Annotated in this window: 14 protein-coding genes; 3 read left to right on the plus strand and 11 right to left on the minus strand. The window is 61.4% G+C overall.

Annotated features, from left to right (window positions below; genetic code table 11):
- Positions 1-12 precede the first annotated feature (12 nt).
- Genes J5M66_RS21615 through J5M66_RS21640 form a run of 6 tightly spaced genes read right to left on the minus strand, consistent with a single transcriptional unit; the run spans position 13 to position 6711 of the window.
- Complete coding sequence (locus J5M66_RS21615; protein ID WP_207808350.1) at positions 13-1341, minus strand: DUF58 domain-containing protein; 1329 nt, start codon at positions 1339-1341, stop codon at positions 13-15.
- Positions 1338-2339 carry a MoxR family ATPase gene (locus J5M66_RS21620; RefSeq protein WP_122507718.1) on the minus strand — a complete coding sequence of 334 codons (1002 nt, stop codon included), beginning with the start codon at positions 2337-2339 and terminating at the stop codon, positions 1338-1340. Before J5M66_RS21620 ends, J5M66_RS21615 begins: the two co-directional genes overlap by 4 nt.
- The gene (locus J5M66_RS21625) at positions 2336-3499 is read right to left on the minus strand and encodes a DUF4350 domain-containing protein (protein WP_207808348.1); all 1164 of its coding nucleotides are present in this window, start codon (positions 3497-3499) and stop codon (positions 2336-2338) included. The genes J5M66_RS21620 and J5M66_RS21625 overlap by 4 nt, the downstream gene beginning before the upstream one ends.
- Positions 3496-5034, minus strand: a complete 1539-nt coding sequence (locus J5M66_RS21630; RefSeq protein WP_207808346.1) for a DUF4129 domain-containing protein — start codon at positions 5032-5034, stop codon at positions 3496-3498. Before J5M66_RS21630 ends, J5M66_RS21625 begins: the two co-directional genes overlap by 4 nt.
- The gene (locus J5M66_RS21635; protein ID WP_207808344.1) at positions 5021-5998 is read right to left on the minus strand and encodes a stage II sporulation protein M; all 978 of its coding nucleotides are present in this window, start codon (positions 5996-5998) and stop codon (positions 5021-5023) included. Before J5M66_RS21635 ends, J5M66_RS21630 begins: the two co-directional genes overlap by 14 nt.
- Positions 5995-6711: an RDD family protein gene (locus tag J5M66_RS21640; RefSeq protein WP_123443694.1), complete on the minus strand. Its 717-nt coding sequence runs from the start codon at positions 6709-6711 to the stop codon at positions 5995-5997. Before J5M66_RS21640 ends, J5M66_RS21635 begins: the two co-directional genes overlap by 4 nt.
- A gap of 267 nt (positions 6712-6978) precedes the next feature.
- On the opposite strand from J5M66_RS21640, the gene sbcB reads away from it, so the two are divergent.
- Entirely contained in the window at positions 6979-8409 is a 1431-nt protein-coding gene (sbcB, locus tag J5M66_RS21645) for an exodeoxyribonuclease I (protein WP_207808342.1), read from the plus strand.
- 98 nt (positions 8410-8507) lie between these two features.
- Here sbcB and mvaT read toward each other — a convergent pair whose 3' ends face one another.
- The gene (gene mvaT / locus J5M66_RS21650) at positions 8508-8885 is read right to left on the minus strand and encodes a histone-like nucleoid-structuring protein MvaT (RefSeq protein WP_016773476.1); all 378 of its coding nucleotides are present in this window, start codon (positions 8883-8885) and stop codon (positions 8508-8510) included.
- A 337-nt stretch (positions 8886-9222) separates the two neighbouring features.
- On the opposite strand from mvaT, the gene purU reads away from it, so the two are divergent.
- Both purU and J5M66_RS21660 read left to right on the plus strand, forming a co-directional pair.
- Entirely contained in the window at positions 9223-10071 is an 849-nt protein-coding gene (purU, locus tag J5M66_RS21655) for a formyltetrahydrofolate deformylase (protein ID WP_041479808.1), read from the plus strand.
- Between the two features lie 82 nt (positions 10072-10153).
- Complete coding sequence (locus J5M66_RS21660; protein WP_207808339.1) at positions 10154-10330, plus strand: hypothetical protein; 177 nt, start codon at positions 10154-10156, stop codon at positions 10328-10330.
- Here the strand turns inward: J5M66_RS21660 and J5M66_RS21665 are convergent.
- The 4 genes from J5M66_RS21665 to J5M66_RS21680 form a co-directional block, all read right to left on the minus strand.
- Positions 10314-11312, minus strand: coding sequence for a lysylphosphatidylglycerol synthase transmembrane domain-containing protein (locus J5M66_RS21665; protein ID WP_110602535.1), 999 nt, complete (start codon positions 11310-11312; stop codon positions 10314-10316). The two genes, J5M66_RS21660 and J5M66_RS21665, sit on opposite strands and share 17 nt — an antisense overlap.
- Complete coding sequence (locus J5M66_RS21670) at positions 11309-12079, minus strand: DUF2334 domain-containing protein (RefSeq protein ID WP_207808337.1); 771 nt, start codon at positions 12077-12079, stop codon at positions 11309-11311. The genes J5M66_RS21665 and J5M66_RS21670 overlap by 4 nt, the downstream gene beginning before the upstream one ends.
- Positions 12072-13163 carry a glycosyltransferase family 1 protein gene (locus tag J5M66_RS21675; protein ID WP_207808433.1) on the minus strand — a complete coding sequence of 364 codons (1092 nt, stop codon included), beginning with the start codon at positions 13161-13163 and terminating at the stop codon, positions 12072-12074. The genes J5M66_RS21670 and J5M66_RS21675 overlap by 8 nt, the downstream gene beginning before the upstream one ends.
- Positions 13164-13379: 216 nt before the next feature.
- Positions 13380-15269: a methyl-accepting chemotaxis protein gene (locus J5M66_RS21680; protein WP_130887871.1), complete on the minus strand. Its 1890-nt coding sequence runs from the start codon at positions 15267-15269 to the stop codon at positions 13380-13382.
- Positions 15270-15280: the final 11 nt, after the last annotated feature.

Consider the following 15280-nt stretch of genomic DNA (forward strand, 5'->3'; position numbering starts at 1 on the left):
CGTGCGGTCGCGCTAGATCGTGGCGGATTTTTTCCAGTCAAGATAGCGGCTCACCAACGCGGCTCCCAACTCCGCGGGCCGAACATCCATCACGACAACTCCCTGAGCATTCAACTGCTCATGGAGTTCTACCCGTTCATTCAAATAGTTCACCGTTCCGCAGTAGGCTAATGCTTCGGGCAGTGTTTGCACTGGCGTCTGGCGTAACGTATCCAGCGCTTCCTCGCGCAGGCTCGCCACCAGCACCCGATGTTGCGCGCTCAACCGTCTGACCGCGCCCAGCACTTGATCATCTTCATCGCGCAGATTGGTCACCAGCACTACCAGCGCCCGGCGCTTTTGGCGGGCCAACAACTGGTTGGCCGCAGCCTGGCAATCAGCAGGGATCTGGGTGCTCCCGAGGTCATAAACAGCGTTGAGCAGGACGTTCAGTTGGCCGCTGCCTTTGACAGGCGCGACATGGCGCGGCTCATCACCGGCAAAGGTACTCATGCCCACCGCATCCCCTTGGCGCAACGCCACATAACTGAGCAGCAGGCAGGCATTGAGCGCGTGATCGAAGTGCGACAGCTCACCATCGTGACTGCGCATCTGCCGGCCGCAATCGAGCAGGAAGATGATCTGTTGATCGCGTTCGTCTTCGTACTCGCGGGCAATCGGTGTGCGCTGGCGGGCGGTGGCTTTCCAGTCGATCTGGCGCAGGCTGTCGCCCTCGCGAAATTCGCGCAACTGATGGAATTCCTGACCCTGACCGCGACGTTGTCGCTGACGTATGCCGAGCTGGCTGAGCCAGTTGTCGACGGCGCGCAACTCACCGCCGTAAAGCCGGGCGAAGTCCGGGTAGACACGGGTCTCGTCGCGGACGCTGAGCAGGCGTTTGCCGGACCATAATCCCAAGGGGCTGGGCAGGTTGACTTCGCACTGTTCGAAGCAGAAATGCCCGCGTTCGAGAGGTCGCAGACGGTAGGTGAGCTGACTGACATGGCCGGGTTGAAGCTCGACGACTGTTGGCAGATATTCAAACGCGAGGCCGTCGGGTACGTGGTCGAAGAGATTGATGTTCAGTGGCTCGGCAAACTCATGGGCGACCTCCAGCTTCACCTCTCCCCAGCGCCCGAGCGCCAGGCTGCCGGGCATCTTTCGTTTGATGCGCGGCGAGGGCAGGCGTCTGAGGCGTACGGCGTCGATAACCGCCAAGGCCAACAGCGCCAGGAGCAACCCCCAGTTGATCGAAATCAGGCTCGAAGGGAGCTCTCTGCCAAGTGCCTGAAAGGCGCCGAGCACGATGCTGACGACCAGCAGCAACGCCAGCCAGATCAGCAGCAGCCGTGAGGGTTTCACAGGCGCGGCGCCGGCACTTGATCGAGCAATTGCGCGAGCACCTGATCGACCTGCAGGCCTTCGATGTCCAGCTCCGGTGCGATGCGCACGCGATGGCGCAGCACCGCCAGCGCGCAGCCTTTGATGTCATCCGGAATCACGAACTCGCCGCCGCGCAACAGCGCCCTGGCCCGGGCACAGCGAACCAGTGCAATCGAGGCGCGCGGTCCGGCGCCGAGGGTCAGGCCCGGCCAGGTCCGCGTGCTGCGCGCCAGGCGCACGGCGTAATCAAGGACCTGATCGTCCAGCGGCAGATCGCTGGCAATACGCTGCAACGCCTGCACGTCTTTGGCTTGCAACACTGTGCGCAGCGGTTGCACATCGAGCATGTCGGCGCGGGTCGAACGACAGACCTGACGGACCATGTTCAGCTCCTGATCGGCGTCGGGATAATCCATGCGCACCTTGAGCATGAAACGGTCGAGCTCGGCTTCCGGCAGCGGATAGGTGCCTTCCTGTTCGATCGGGTTCTGCGTCGCCAAAACCATGAACGGTTGCGCGATGGGCAAGGCGCGACCCTCGAGCGTCACCTGGCGCTCCTGCATGGCTTCGAGCAATGCCGCCTGGGTTTTTGCCGGGGCGCGGTTGATCTCGTCGGCCAGCAGCAGGTTGGTGAACAGCGGTCCTTTGCGCAGCTTGAACTGCTCGGTCTGCAAGTCGTAGACGGCATGGCCGGTGACATCGCTGGGCATCAGATCCGGGGTGAACTGGATGCGTGCAAACTCGCCGCCGAAGCATCGCGCCAATGCCCGCACCAGCAAGGTCTTGCCCAGCCCGGGCACGCCTTCGAGCAGCACGTGGCCGCCGGCGATCAGCGCGGTCAGGACATCGTCGACCACCGCATCCTGGCCGATCAGCGCCTTGTTCAATTCATTGCGCACTGCCTGCGCCAGCTGGCTGGCGCGCTGGCGTTGCTGGGCGGCGTGCGTCACGCTGCCGGGCTCGATCTGTTCAGTCATAACGCGTTCCTCAAGGTTTGCAGATGAGCGACCTGACGGCTGAATTCGGCGCTGGACAAACGCTGGTTCGGACGTGGGCTCAGGGCCTGGCTGATCGCCCGGGTGGGTTGCCGGGTCAGGCGCGATAACGCCAGCCATTGCTCGGCCACATTCAATTGATCGAAACCGGGATGGCGGCGGCGGGCGCGGCGCAGGATGTCTTGCTGCAAGGCTTGCAGCAGCGCCTGCTGGCCGTTGTGGCGCAGGAGGAAGTCGGCGCTCGCACGCAGATGCTCCAGCAGTTGGCGGCGACCCGCTGGGGCTGGCATTTGCACCGGGCCGTGACGCACGCCGGCCTGCCACAACCACAGGCCGATCAAGGCGAGCAGGGCGACGATGGCCTGCGGGAAGTAGCGCCAGAGCAAGGTCCACAAGCCATCGTGCGCCGTGTTGTAAATCAGCGTGACGTCGGTGTCGGCGCTCAGATACCAGAGCAGCCAGGCGTTGTCGTATTTGCCGATAGCGCCGGTTTTCCACAGCTCGGCATCGGTGACCACGGTGATCGTGCCGAGGCCGTACACCCGTTGCATCATGTGCGTGGCTTTGGCGCTGTTGGCCCAGGCTTGCGCGACATTATTCGGGTCGTCGAGGTGGAAGTCGGTGTCGAAACCGGCGTAGGCCGGCGCGTCCTCGTCTTCCAGGTACAGTTTGGTCAGTTTCGGGAAGCGGTCCTTTTCCACGTCCACTGGTGGATCTTTCAATTCCTTGCTCAGCGATTGGTGCAGTTGCACCTTATCGAGCAGCAGATCATTGCTTTGCCCGGTTTGCGCATCCCACAGCGATTCAGCGACAAATACCAAGCGTCCGCCGGCGCGAGTCCAGTTCAACACCTGATCGACTTCACGCGGCGTCATCCGCGCGCGCTCGCCGAACAACAACAAGGTGTGGCTGTGCGGATCAATCTGCGGCAGCACCGCCAAGGTCTCGGCGTGACTGACCGCGAGGCCGCGCTCGCGCAGGAACATTTCTGCCGCCAGATAAGGATTGGCTTGCGCGGCAGGCGAGGGGCCGTGATCGACGGTTTCCTGATAGGGCCGGGCCTTGAGGTAAAGAAACAGACTCAAGCCGCCCAGCAGCACAAGCGCCAGCGCAGCCAACGACCAGCCGATGCGCCGGTTCAATGCCTGGATCCTTTGCCGAACAATTCACGCCAGCCGTTGCACAGCTCTGCTTGCAGGTGCGCAGCTGGAAGTCGGTGTCCGTAGGCCATGTTCTGCCAGTGAACCGTTAGGTTGCGGCTGTAGGCGAGCAGGTCCGGGCGTTGCAATTGCTCAATGCGGTTGAGGATCTGGTTTTCCGTGTCGGCGGCTTTCAGCGTCAGGTCGAAATCCTGCAACAGATGGCTGAGCAGGCCGCGATAGAGCAGGCCCAGCGCGGCGCGAGGTTCGCTCAACCACAATTGTTCGGCACTGGCGGCGATGTCATCGGGAAGGGTTTCACGGTTCAGATCCAGCCCGAAGACCTGTGGCGGCGCCGGCGGTTTGCTGCGCGCTGGCAGGTTCGGGCGGCGGCTGACGAAAGCCCCGAGGAATTCGCGATAACGCCAGGCCAGCCAGCCCAGCGCGGCAATCAGCGCGCCCCACAACAGCACCTCAATCACGTTCGCCAAGGCATCAAGGTGCCGACCGTCGAGCCAGCCGAGCAGGGTTTTCAGCCACTGCGGTGCCTCACCCGCTTGCGCGTCTTTGGCCGGACTTGCCGGGTCGTCGCCAAAGCGATAACGGGTGACGCTTCCCTTGTTCTTGAACGGCGGTTGTTCGAGCAGCGACTCAATGCTGTCGCGCGATGCCTGACTGGTCAGCGGCTGATTGAGCAACCGTGGAGCATCCGGCGCATCGCTGGCCCACACCGGTTGCAGGTTCGGCAGCAGCAGACACGCCGCCAGCAACACGCCGAGCACGCCGTTGTTCAAGCGCTGGCGCAAACGGCGGAAGACCAGCTCGATGTCCCAGGCTTCCAGTTGTGTGCGGCGGTTCAGGTACAGGCTGAAACCGCAGGCGACATACACCGGTCCCCAGGCCACCAGGATCAGCGCATAAAAAACGTTGGTCAGGTGCTCCAGCCAGCGCCAGTCCTGATCGGCGGCGAGCAGCAGTGACTGCCAGTCCCAGTCGGTTTCGATCTGCTGCGGCAAGAGCATGTAGAACAGCAGCATCAAGCCGATCCACAGCGCGGTTTCCAGATGCACGCCGATAATCGTCAGCCATTGCGCGGCGCCGCCGTTGCGTTGCAGCAGCACCTGCAGACGTTGTTGTCTGGCCTCGCCGTCGAGACCTTCGAGTTGCGTCACCGGCAGCACAAAGCTGCGACTCAGACTCAGCCGTCGCCAGGTCAGACTGGCCAACAGTTGCGGCCTGAGCAGGCGCGGCCATTCACGCAAGGCTTGCTTGAGCGTCGGGGTTTCGCCGAACAGCGCTTTGGAGAGGATGTACAACGGCAGGCGTTCGTAGGCCGGTTTCAGCCACCAGAAAATGAACACCGCCAGCGATGGCGAATCCCACAGCAACAGGCTGAGCAGGGCGAACAGCGGCAGGGTGACGATCGCCCAACTGGTCATCAACAACCGCCGATGCTGCTGGCTCATCAATACGCCCAGGTCCATGGCTTCCCAGGTCGTGCGCGGGCGGATCACTACGCTGGCGTCACTCAGGCGCATGGCGGGTCCTTCCGGCAAACAGCAGATACACCGCAACGGCCAGCCACAGCGCGGTGCCGACGGCGTATTTGGTCAGCGGCGTGACACTGGTTTTCGACGACCAGTAAGCCTCGATAAAGGCTGCGATCAACAGGAACAGCATGGCCCCGCACACCAGCAACACACTTTTGCGCGCGGCCAGGCGCAGCGCCTCGCCCCATGTCAGGCGTCCGGGGGCGATCAGCGCCCAGCCCAGCTTCAGGCCCGCTGCTCCGGCGAGGGCGATAGCGCTCAGTTCGAACGCACCGTGGCCGATCACGAACGACCAGAAGGTCTGGCCGAAACCGATTTCGCTGAGATGCCCGGCCACCGCGCCGATGATCATGCCGTTGTAAAGCAGGAAAAAACCGCTGCCCACGCCCATCAACAAACCGCTGGCGAATGTCTGAAAGGCGATGCCCGTGTTGTGCATGACGTAATAGCCGAACATCACCCAGTCTTCGCTGGCCGCCCGTTCCGCCGAGCGTCCGAGGTGGCCGGCAACGGGGTCGTACATGCCTTGCATCTCGCGCACCTGTTCGGCCGGAATCAGGTTGTAGATCAGTTCCGGGTTCAGATAAACCAGCACGCCGAAACCGATCAGGCTGCCGAAGAACAACAGGCTGGCGGCCGCAACGAAGCGCCACTGTTCGCGCACCAGTCGCGGAAAGTCGGCGAGGATAAAGCTGATGATGAGCGCCCCGAGGCGACTGCGATGCCGATAGAGCTGTTGATGGCCGCGCAGCACTTGCTGCTGTAATGAATCGATCAGAAAACTGCTGTAGCCACGCGCCTGGGCCAGAGCCAGATGTTGGCAGAGACGTCGATAGGCCTTGGGAAAATCGCTGACTTGCGCCGTATCCTTGCCGTGTTCGAGGCGTTCAAGCGCCACGGCGAAACGCTCCCATTCGGCCCTGTGGCGACTTTCGAACAGGCTCTGCTTCATGGGGTCGGCCCCAACAAACCGCGCGCGATGCCGTTGAGTTCAGACACGGCCTTGGGCGCAGAGATGTGCAACGGCTGCGCCAGCAATGCCGCCAGCTCGTTGACCCGTGCGGGAGAGAGCTCGGCCTGACGCTCGGCAAAACCGAGTACCGCGCGTTGTTCGCTCAAGGTCAGCGGAACGGGACAGCGACGAGGTTCGGCATCAGGCAATTGCGGTCGGCTCAGCGGCCGTTCGCTGTAAACCACCAAGGTGCCGGCGGCAATGTCGCCGAGGCGTTTGAAGGTCGGGTGTTGCAGGCAACTGAGCGCACCGAGGAAATAGCCGAAGGGCAGTAGATCGACAAAGCGCAGCAGGTTGCGCAATAGCGAGGCCGACCAACCAATCGGCGTGCCGTCGTCGTGCACCACGCGCAAGCCCAGCCATTGTTTGCCCGGCGAACGGCCCTGACGCAGCACCTCGAACAACACCATGTACCACCAGCTGATGGCAAACAGCAGCAAGGAACCGAGGCCCATGCCGAGCTTGCCGAGAAATGCCAGCGCGATGAACAGCCCGCCGAGGATCAAGCCGCGAATGCCCAGATCGATGGCAAACGCCACGGCGCGTACCATCAGCCCAGCGGGACGCAACGGCAGGTCGATGCCTTCCGGCGTTTCGACCTGATGGCGCGTATCCAGCGGTGCTTTCCTTCGCGGTGCTGTGGGCTCGAGCATGGGCTACCTGATCTTCGCCTGTTCGGGGTGCAAGTGCGCCTGATGCTAGCAGCCTCTCGGGTGTGGGAGCGAGCCTGCTCGCGAATGTGGTGGGGCAGTCAGCCTGTGGGCAACTGACAGAAAGCCTTCGCGGGCAGGCTTGCTCCCACAAGGGCAATCCATTCCAGTTGTAGGAATCTGGAGAAATTGCTGTTCGAGGGCGACCAGGCTGGCCGTGGCAGCCCTGAAACGCCTAGACTTCGCCGATCTTCTGTTCAGGATTCGCCCGTGACTTCAATCTTCTGGTACGACTACGAAACCACTGGCATCAATCCGCGCAACGACCGACCGCTGCAGGTGGCCGGGATTCGCACCGACCATGCGCTCAACGAAATCGACGAGCCGGTCAACCTCTATTGCCAACCCAGCGAAGACATCCTGCCGCACCCGGCGGCATGCGCGATCACTGGCATCACCCCCGGTCAGCTCGCTGAAAAAGGCCTGAGCGAAGCCGATTTCATGACTCGCGTGCATGCGCAACTGGCCACACCGGGGACCTGTGGCGCCGGTTACAACACCTTGCGTTTCGACGATGAGATGACTCGCTACAGCCTGTATCGCAATTTCTTCGACCCCTACGCCCGTGAATGGCAGGGTGGCAACAGTCGCTGGGATCTGATTGATGTGGTGCGCGCCGCTTACGCATTGCGCCCGGACGGTCTGGTCTGGCCGACCGATGAGGAAGGCCGCGTGACCCTCAAGCTCGAACGTCTCACGGCGGCCAACAATATCGATCACGGCCACGCCCACGAAGCCCTGTCGGATGTGCGCGCTACCATCGCGTTGGCGCGGCTGATTCGCGAGAAACAACCCAAGCTCTACGAGTGGCTGTTCCAGTTGCGCAGCAAACAGAAGGTGATGGATCAGATCCGCCTGTTGCAGCCACTGGTGCATGTGTCCGGGCGTTTCTCGGCGGCGCGCAGTTATGTCGGCGTGGTGCTGCCGCTGGCCTGGCACCCGAAGAATCGCAACGCCCTGATCGTCTGTGATCTGCATCTTGATCCGCAGGGGTTGCTGGACCTCGATGCGCAAGCCCTGCGTCAGCGTCTTTATACCCGTCGCGATGAGTTGGCCGAAGGTGAGTTACCGGTACCGCTCAAGCTGATTCATATCAATCGTTGCCCGGTTGTAGCGCCGCTGGCGGTATTGCGCGCACAAGACCAGCAGCGCCTTGGGCTGGACATGGCGCTTTATCAGGAGCGGACAGTGCGACTAACTGACGCACAACAAGTGTGGAAAGATAAAGTCGCGGCGATTTATGCCAGCGAAGATTTCACTCCCAGCGAAGATCCCGAGCAGCAGTTGTACGATGGATTTATCGGTGATCGTGATCGTCGTTTATGCGAACAAGTTCGAACGGCCGACCCTGCGCAATTGGCGCAAGAGCACTGGCCTTTCGATGATGAACGTTTGCCTGAATTACTTTTTCGATATCGAGCACGCAACTTTCCGGACACCCTGGATGTGGCCGAGCAAGAGCGCTGGAAATTATTCTGTCAGCAGCGCCTGACGCAACCCGAGGCAGGTGCGCCGAATACCGTGCAGTCATTTATCGAGGCCGCCGAGCAATGGTCGCTTAGTGCGTCACCGATGCAGCGAGAGGTGCTCAATGACTGGCAGAATTATGTCCAGGCATTACGCAAACGTTTGAATCTGTGAAATCGAACATGCCCGGACAATAAATTACGGGCATAAAAAAACGCCAGCGCTGGCTGGCGTTCTTTTGTTCGCGGATCGCTCTGCGAAGGCGTTGCGGCTTAGCCCAGCAGGGTCGCCCAGCCTTCAACCACGTCGCCGCCCCACTTGGCTTTCCACTCTTTCAGAGTCTTGTGGTTGCCACCTTTGGTTTCGATGACTTCACCGTTGTGCGGGTTTTTGTATTGCTTAACTTTGCGTGCACGCTTGGTGCCGGTAGTTTTTACTGCGCCGCCACGTGGAGCCTTGGATTTGGCTTCTGGATCCAGCAGCGCGATGATGTCACGCAGCGACTTGGAGTATTCACCCATCAGCGTGCGCAGTTTGCCTTCGAATTCCAGTTCGGCTTGCAGTTTGTCGTCTTCGGACAGGTTCTTCAGACGGGCTTGCAGCTCTTTGATGGCTTCTTCGGTGGCGCGATATTCGTTGATCAAGGACATGAGTACTACCTTTTGTAGAATGCTGAATGACAGGGGACAGTGCCGCAATAATAGTCAGGCTGTTTCATCAAGTAAACATTTAGATCGGCTTTTTATTTAAATGAGTTACAGGAATTAGCCGCGCTTTGAATGTTCAGTTAAATAATGTGATGCAGTCAGCACAGATATTTACAGTTGTCTGACAAAAGCCCCACTAAAGCGTCACGGTCTTGACGTAAGACCTGCGTCAGAAAGCCGTTTCGCCATGCTTTGTCCCACCCGGCGCGTATGCGTACTGCAGTTTTCCTGCGCAGTCGCTAGAATGGCGGCCTTTGTGAAGTTCTGGAGTTTCCCCCTCATGCGCACTTTTCGGCTGGTGATCTCTTGCCCGGACCGCGTTGGCATCGTTGCCAAAGTCAGTAATTTTCTGGCCTCTCATAACGGCTGGATCACCGAAGCGAGCCACCACTCTGACAATCAAGTGGGCTGGTTCTTCATGCGTCACGAAATCCGTGCCGATTCCCTGCCGTTCGGTATTGAAGAGTTGCGCGAGAAGTTCGCGCCGATCGCCGAAGAGTTCTCGATGGACTGGCGCATCACCGACACCGAGCAGAAAAAACGCGTGGTGCTGATGGCCAGCCGCGAATCCCACTGCCTGGCCGACCTGCTGCACCGCTGGCACAGCGATGAACTGGATTGCGAAATCGCCTGCGTGATCTCCAACCATGACGACCTGCGCAGCATGGTCGAGTGGCACGGCATCCCGTACTACCACGTGCCGGTCAATCCGCAGGACAAGCAGCCGGCATTCGACGAAGTGTCGCGGCTGGTCAAACAGCACGACGCCGAAGTGGTAGTGCTGGCGCGCTACATGCAGATCCTGCCGCCGGACATGTGCCGCGAATACGCGCACAAAGTCATCAACATCCACCACAGCTTCCTGCCATCGTTCGTCGGCGCCAAGCCGTATCACCAGGCATCCCTGCGTGGTGTGAAACTGATCGGCGCGACCTGCCACTATGTCACTGAAGAGCTGGACGCCGGCCCGATCATCGAGCAGGACGTGGTGCGTGTCAGCCACAGCGACAGCATCGAAGACATGGTGCGTTTCGGCCGTGACGTCGAGAAGATGGTGCTGGCCCGCGGCCTGCGTTATCACCTGGAAGACCGCGTGCTGGTGCACGGCAACAAGACGGTTGTGTTCTGATCGAGCACGACACGCTTGAAAAAACCAGGGGCCTGGGCGTTGAATCGCTCAGGCCCTTGTCATTTGAGCCCGAGGAAAAGCCATGAGCGATCCACTGGACAAAGCCACTTCCAAAGCCCCCGCCACCCTTGGTGAAGGTTGCCTGAGTCGTTACGACCCGGATGACATGAGCCCGGACGACGGCACTGAATTCCCCGGTGCCGCCGAGCTTTGGGAGCAGCTCCAGCAAGAGCAGGACGAACCTAAGAAGCCTGTCTGACGTTCATCAACTTCTTCAGCAACGGCTTGCCCAGCATCAACACGAACACCGGGCCGCCAACCAGCAGATAGAAGTAATACGTCACCACGCGCCAGATCAGGATTGCCGCCGCTGCGGTGGATTTGCCCACCATCGGCGCGAGCAGCGCAGCCGAGGTCAGCTCTGCCGCACCGGCACCGCCGGGTAACAGACTGAATTGGCCGGCGCCAAGCGAGAGCATCTGCACCAGAAAACTCCATGCCCACTGCAAATCCGCGCCGAGCCCGCGCAAGGCCAGATACAGCACGCTGTAGCGCAGCAGCCAGTGCACGCAGGTCAGAGCAAAAACCTGAACCAGCGTTTGCCAGGGCAGTTTCAAGGTATCGGTAAATGCCGCGAGGAAGTGCAGCAACTTGCGCGCCCAGCGACGGCGAGTGCGTGCCGTAATGTTCATCCCCGCCAACAGCCGCCCGCTCAAGCGGATCAGGGCACGGTGATAACGGGCGATCAACACGCAACTGAACAAACCGCCAAACAGCGAAACGGCGCTGACGGTCAGCAGCCACTCGAGGCGATCGCTCAGGTGCTGAAACAGCGCGTAAATCAGAATCCCGCTCAGGGCGCAGAGAAAGAACAGCAGATCGCTGAGCTGATCCATGGCAAACACCGCGCTGCCTCGCGCCGGACGCACGCCGCAACGGGCGAGCAGAGCCATGATCGTCAGCGGCCCGCCGCTGCCGCCGGGCGTGGCGCAGTACGCGAACTCGGCGGCCATCACCACGCCGAGGCTTTTCAAGGGCGCGACCTTTTCACGCTGGTCGCCGAGCAACAAACGCAGGCGCAACGTATTGATGCCCCAGCAGAGCAGAATCATGCCGAACATGATCAACAGCCAGTTCAGCGGGAAGCTGCGCAGGCGCGCCCAGGTTTCGCCGCCGCCGAGCAGTACCGGAATCAGCACCGCCGCGAGCAGGCCGATCAGCAACAACAGGCTGCGCTTCATGCTGCGCGTTCCAGTTGTCCGCGCTGTCGGGCCAGCCAGTCGATTTTGGTCAGCGGCATGCGTCCTTCCGCCAGCAGCCGCTGCAACGTGTGCAACCAGTAATCGCGAGAAAAGCGGTGACGCATGTCCACCGGATGCAGCCCCAGGCGAATCACCGATGCCTCGCGCCAGCGCTGTTCACGCTGCTCGCTGACGATTTTCGACAAGCCGCGCCGCCAGGCACTGCGCGCGCTCCACACCAGCCCCGGTGCAGCGATAGCGCTGAAGTCGGGCAAGCGATAAAGGTGCTGCGGATCGCTGGTGTAGCTGAGCGGCAATTCACGCAAGGCCTGGCGGGTGCCGTCGCTCATCAGCCAGGCCGGAGCGACGAAACCCTGCACCGGCCAGTCGTAGCGCTGAAACATCTCCAGACCCGCATGCAGGCGGGCCAAGGCTGCTTCGCGGGACAAGCGATAGAACTCACCTTCATGGGTGTAGACCCGGCGCATGAACCAGTCGCGCGGGTTGTTCGGCAGGGGTTCCTGATCGTCGTGGTAGTAGCCGTGCAGCGCCAGTTCATCGCCTCGGGCGACACGGGCATCGAGCACTCGGCGAAACGCAGGGTTGGCATCAAGCGCATCGTGGCGATGGAAGTCCGGCACCACCAGCCACGTCATCGGCACATCACCCAAGGCATCGACGGCCTCGACGAAGGGCTGGTAATCCGCCCAAGTCGAGGGCGCCACATCATGCAACACCAGACATACGGCTTTCATGCGTTCAACCATTGGCCACCCATGGCAGCGTATGGCCGAGCACGGCGTGGTAGTGGCTGAGCAGGCTGTCGACCACGGTGTCCCAGGCGTAATGCCGTTCGACGTGCTGGCGCGCCTGTTGACCGAGGCGGGCGCAGCCGCGACTGAACAGCTCACGCACGGCGTTGGCCATGGCCTGGGGATTGTTCGGCGCGCAGAGCAGACCGCAGGAATCGTTGACGATTTCTTCAAACGCCCCGGCCGCCACCGCCACCACGGGAATGCCGCAGGCCATGGCCTCAAGGATGACCAGCCCGAAGGTTTCCTGGTCGCCGGCATGCAGCAGCGCATCGGCGCTGGCCACCAGCCGCGCGACTTTCGGCGCCGGGCAGAATTCGTCGATGACGCTGACGTTGTCCGGCACCGCTGCGGGCATCGACGAGCCGACCAACAACAAGTGATAGCGCGGACCGAGGCGCTGCATGCACTTGAGCAGCACCGGCAGGTTTTTCTCCTTGGAACCGCGCCCGGCAAAGATCAGCAGACGGGTGTCTTCAGCGATTCCCAGCTCGGCACGCAGGCCGGGGTCGCGGGCGTCGGGATGGAAAGTGTGCAGATCCACGCCCAGCGGCTGCACATGAACATTGCGCACGCCAAGCCCGATGAGCTTGTCGGCCATGACCTGGCTCGGCGCGAGCACACGATCGAAATTGCCGTACAGACGAGTCACGTAAGCCTCGACATTCGGCGTGACCCAATGGCCCATGCGATTGCCCGCCAGCAGCGGCAGATCCGAGTGATAAAAGCCGATCACCGGCACATCCAGCTGCCGCCGCGCATCCAGCGCTGCCCATGCGGTGAGGTAGGGATCGCCGACTTCGATCAGATCCGGCTGCAAATCCTGCAAGACGTTTCGCCATGGCGCCAGGCGCAGGGGGAAGCGATAACCTTTGCCGAAGGGCAGGGCAGGCGCTGGAACCGTGTAAATGCCGTCATGTTCACCCAGCCTCGCGCCGGGGATCAGCAGGCTGTGGCGAATGGCGTTGCGCTCGCCAAGGCGACGGTGTTTGGCATCCAGGTAAGTCCGCACGCCTCCGCTGGCCGGGGCGTAGAACATGGTGATGTCGGCGATATGCACGGTGAGCAACCCTCCGCTGTGTCGTTCTCCCTTGATTGACCTTTATCCAGAATAGATGTTCGGTCGGGATTGCGCGGTGGGGTGTCAGTCGGGTTTCGTTGAAAGGTAGATATTCGCGAGCAGGCTCGCTCCCACAATGGAATGCATTTTCCCTGTGGGAGCGAGCCTGCTCGCGAAGTGGCCAGTCGCCGCAGCTTAAATCCTGAAGCTGCCAACCAACTGCTTGAGACGCGAAGCCTGCTGCTCCAGATCCGAGCAGGCGCGCAAGGTCGCTTGCAGGTTCTCTACACCCTCCTGGTTCAGCGTGTTGATCTCGGTGATATCGACGTTGATCGACTCAACCACCGCAGTCTGCTCCTCGGTCGCCGTCGCCACCGACTGGTTCATCCCGTCGATCTCGCCAATGCGCAGGGTCACGCTGTTCAGGCGTTCGCCGGCGAGGTTGGCGATCTCGACGCTGTCCTGGCTGTGGCGCTGGCTGTCGCTCATGGTGCTCACCGATTCCCGGGCGCCGACTTGCAGCTCCTCGATCATGGTCTGCACCTGCTGTGCCGATTCCTGCGTGCGGTGCGCGAGGTTGCGCACTTCGTCGGCCACCACGGCGAAACCACGACCGGCCTCACCGGCGCGCGCCGCTTCGATCGCCGCGTTCAGCGCCAACAGGTTGGTCTGTTGGGAAATGCTGGTGATCACTTCGAGAATCTGGCCGATGTTGACGGTCTTGCTGTTCAGCGACTCGATGTTGGTGCTGGACGCGCTGAGCATGCTCGACAGTTGGTTCATCGCTTTGATGCTGCGCTCGACCACCTGCTGGCCATCTTCGGCCAGACCCCTGGCATCGCTGGCCTGATTCGACGCTTGGGCGGCGTTGCGGGCAATTTCCTGGGCGGCGGCGCCGAGCTGATTGATCGCGGCGGCAACGCTGCTAGTGCGCGAGGCCTGCTGGTCGGAGTTGTACATCGACGAATTCGACGCAGCGACCACGCGCAGCGCGACTTCGTTGACCTGGCCGGTGGCCGAGGACACTTCGCGGATCGAACCGTGAATACGCTCGACGAAGCGGTTGAACGCGGTACCGAGGATGCCGAATTCATCGTTATTGACGATGTTCAGGCGTTTGGTCAGGTCGCCCTCGCCGTCGGCGATGTCTTCCATAGCGCGGGTCATCACGTGCAGCGGCTGGATCAGCAGGCGGATGAGCATGCCGAGCAGGGCGATGATGATTGCCACGGCAATAATGGTTGCGATTACCGCTGAGGTACGGAATTCGCTGAGCATCGAGTAGGCCTGATCCTTGTCGATCGACAGGCCGATGTACCAGTTCACCGACGGCAGGCCTTTGATCGGGGCGAAGGTGACGATGCGGGTTTTGCCGTCGACGCTCACTTCGCTGAAATCGCTGCTGATGCGCGGCGTGTCCTGCGGGTAGGCTTCTTTCAGTGACTTCATCACCAAGGCCTTGTCCGGGTGGACGAGGATCTTGCCGTCAGCGCTGACCAGGAATACGTAGCCCATGCCGTCGAAATCCCGCGCGGCGAGGGTGTCGATCAGCGATTGCAGGCTGAGGTCGCCGCCGACCACGCCGACGCTCTGCCCGGCCTTTTTCGACGCGGTGGCGATGGAAATGATCAACTGGCCGGTGGCCGCATCGATGTAGGGTTCGGTCAGGGTCGAGGTGCTGCTGCTTTCGGCACCTTTATACCAAGGGCGCACACGCGGATCGAAACCGTCCGGCATCTTCACGTCCGGGCGGATGGTGAAATGCCCGGTGGCATCGCCCAGGTAGGTGGCCATGAACGTCGAGGTCAGGCTTTTCTGTTCCAGCAGGCTGGCGACCGTGGCAGGTTCCGGGTTGATGGCGATGTTCTGTGCGGCGTTCTCGATCAGCAGGATGCGCCCGCTGAGCCAGGTCTGGATATTGCCGGCGGTGACCTCGCCCATTTCATTGAGGTAGTTGTTCAGGTCATCGCGGATCGCATTGCGTTGCAGCCAGTCGTTGTACAGCGTGAACGAGGCGAAAGCGGCAATGACGATGAGAGCGGCGGCAAGCAAAATCTTATGGCTGAAGCGCAGGTTTTTGTTCATGGCTTGGGGTT

Origin of the sequence: Pseudomonas sp. 67(2021), assembly GCF_017491835.1 — a bacterium.
Classification (GTDB): Bacteria; Pseudomonadota; Gammaproteobacteria; order Pseudomonadales; family Pseudomonadaceae; genus Aquipseudomonas; species Aquipseudomonas atacamensis.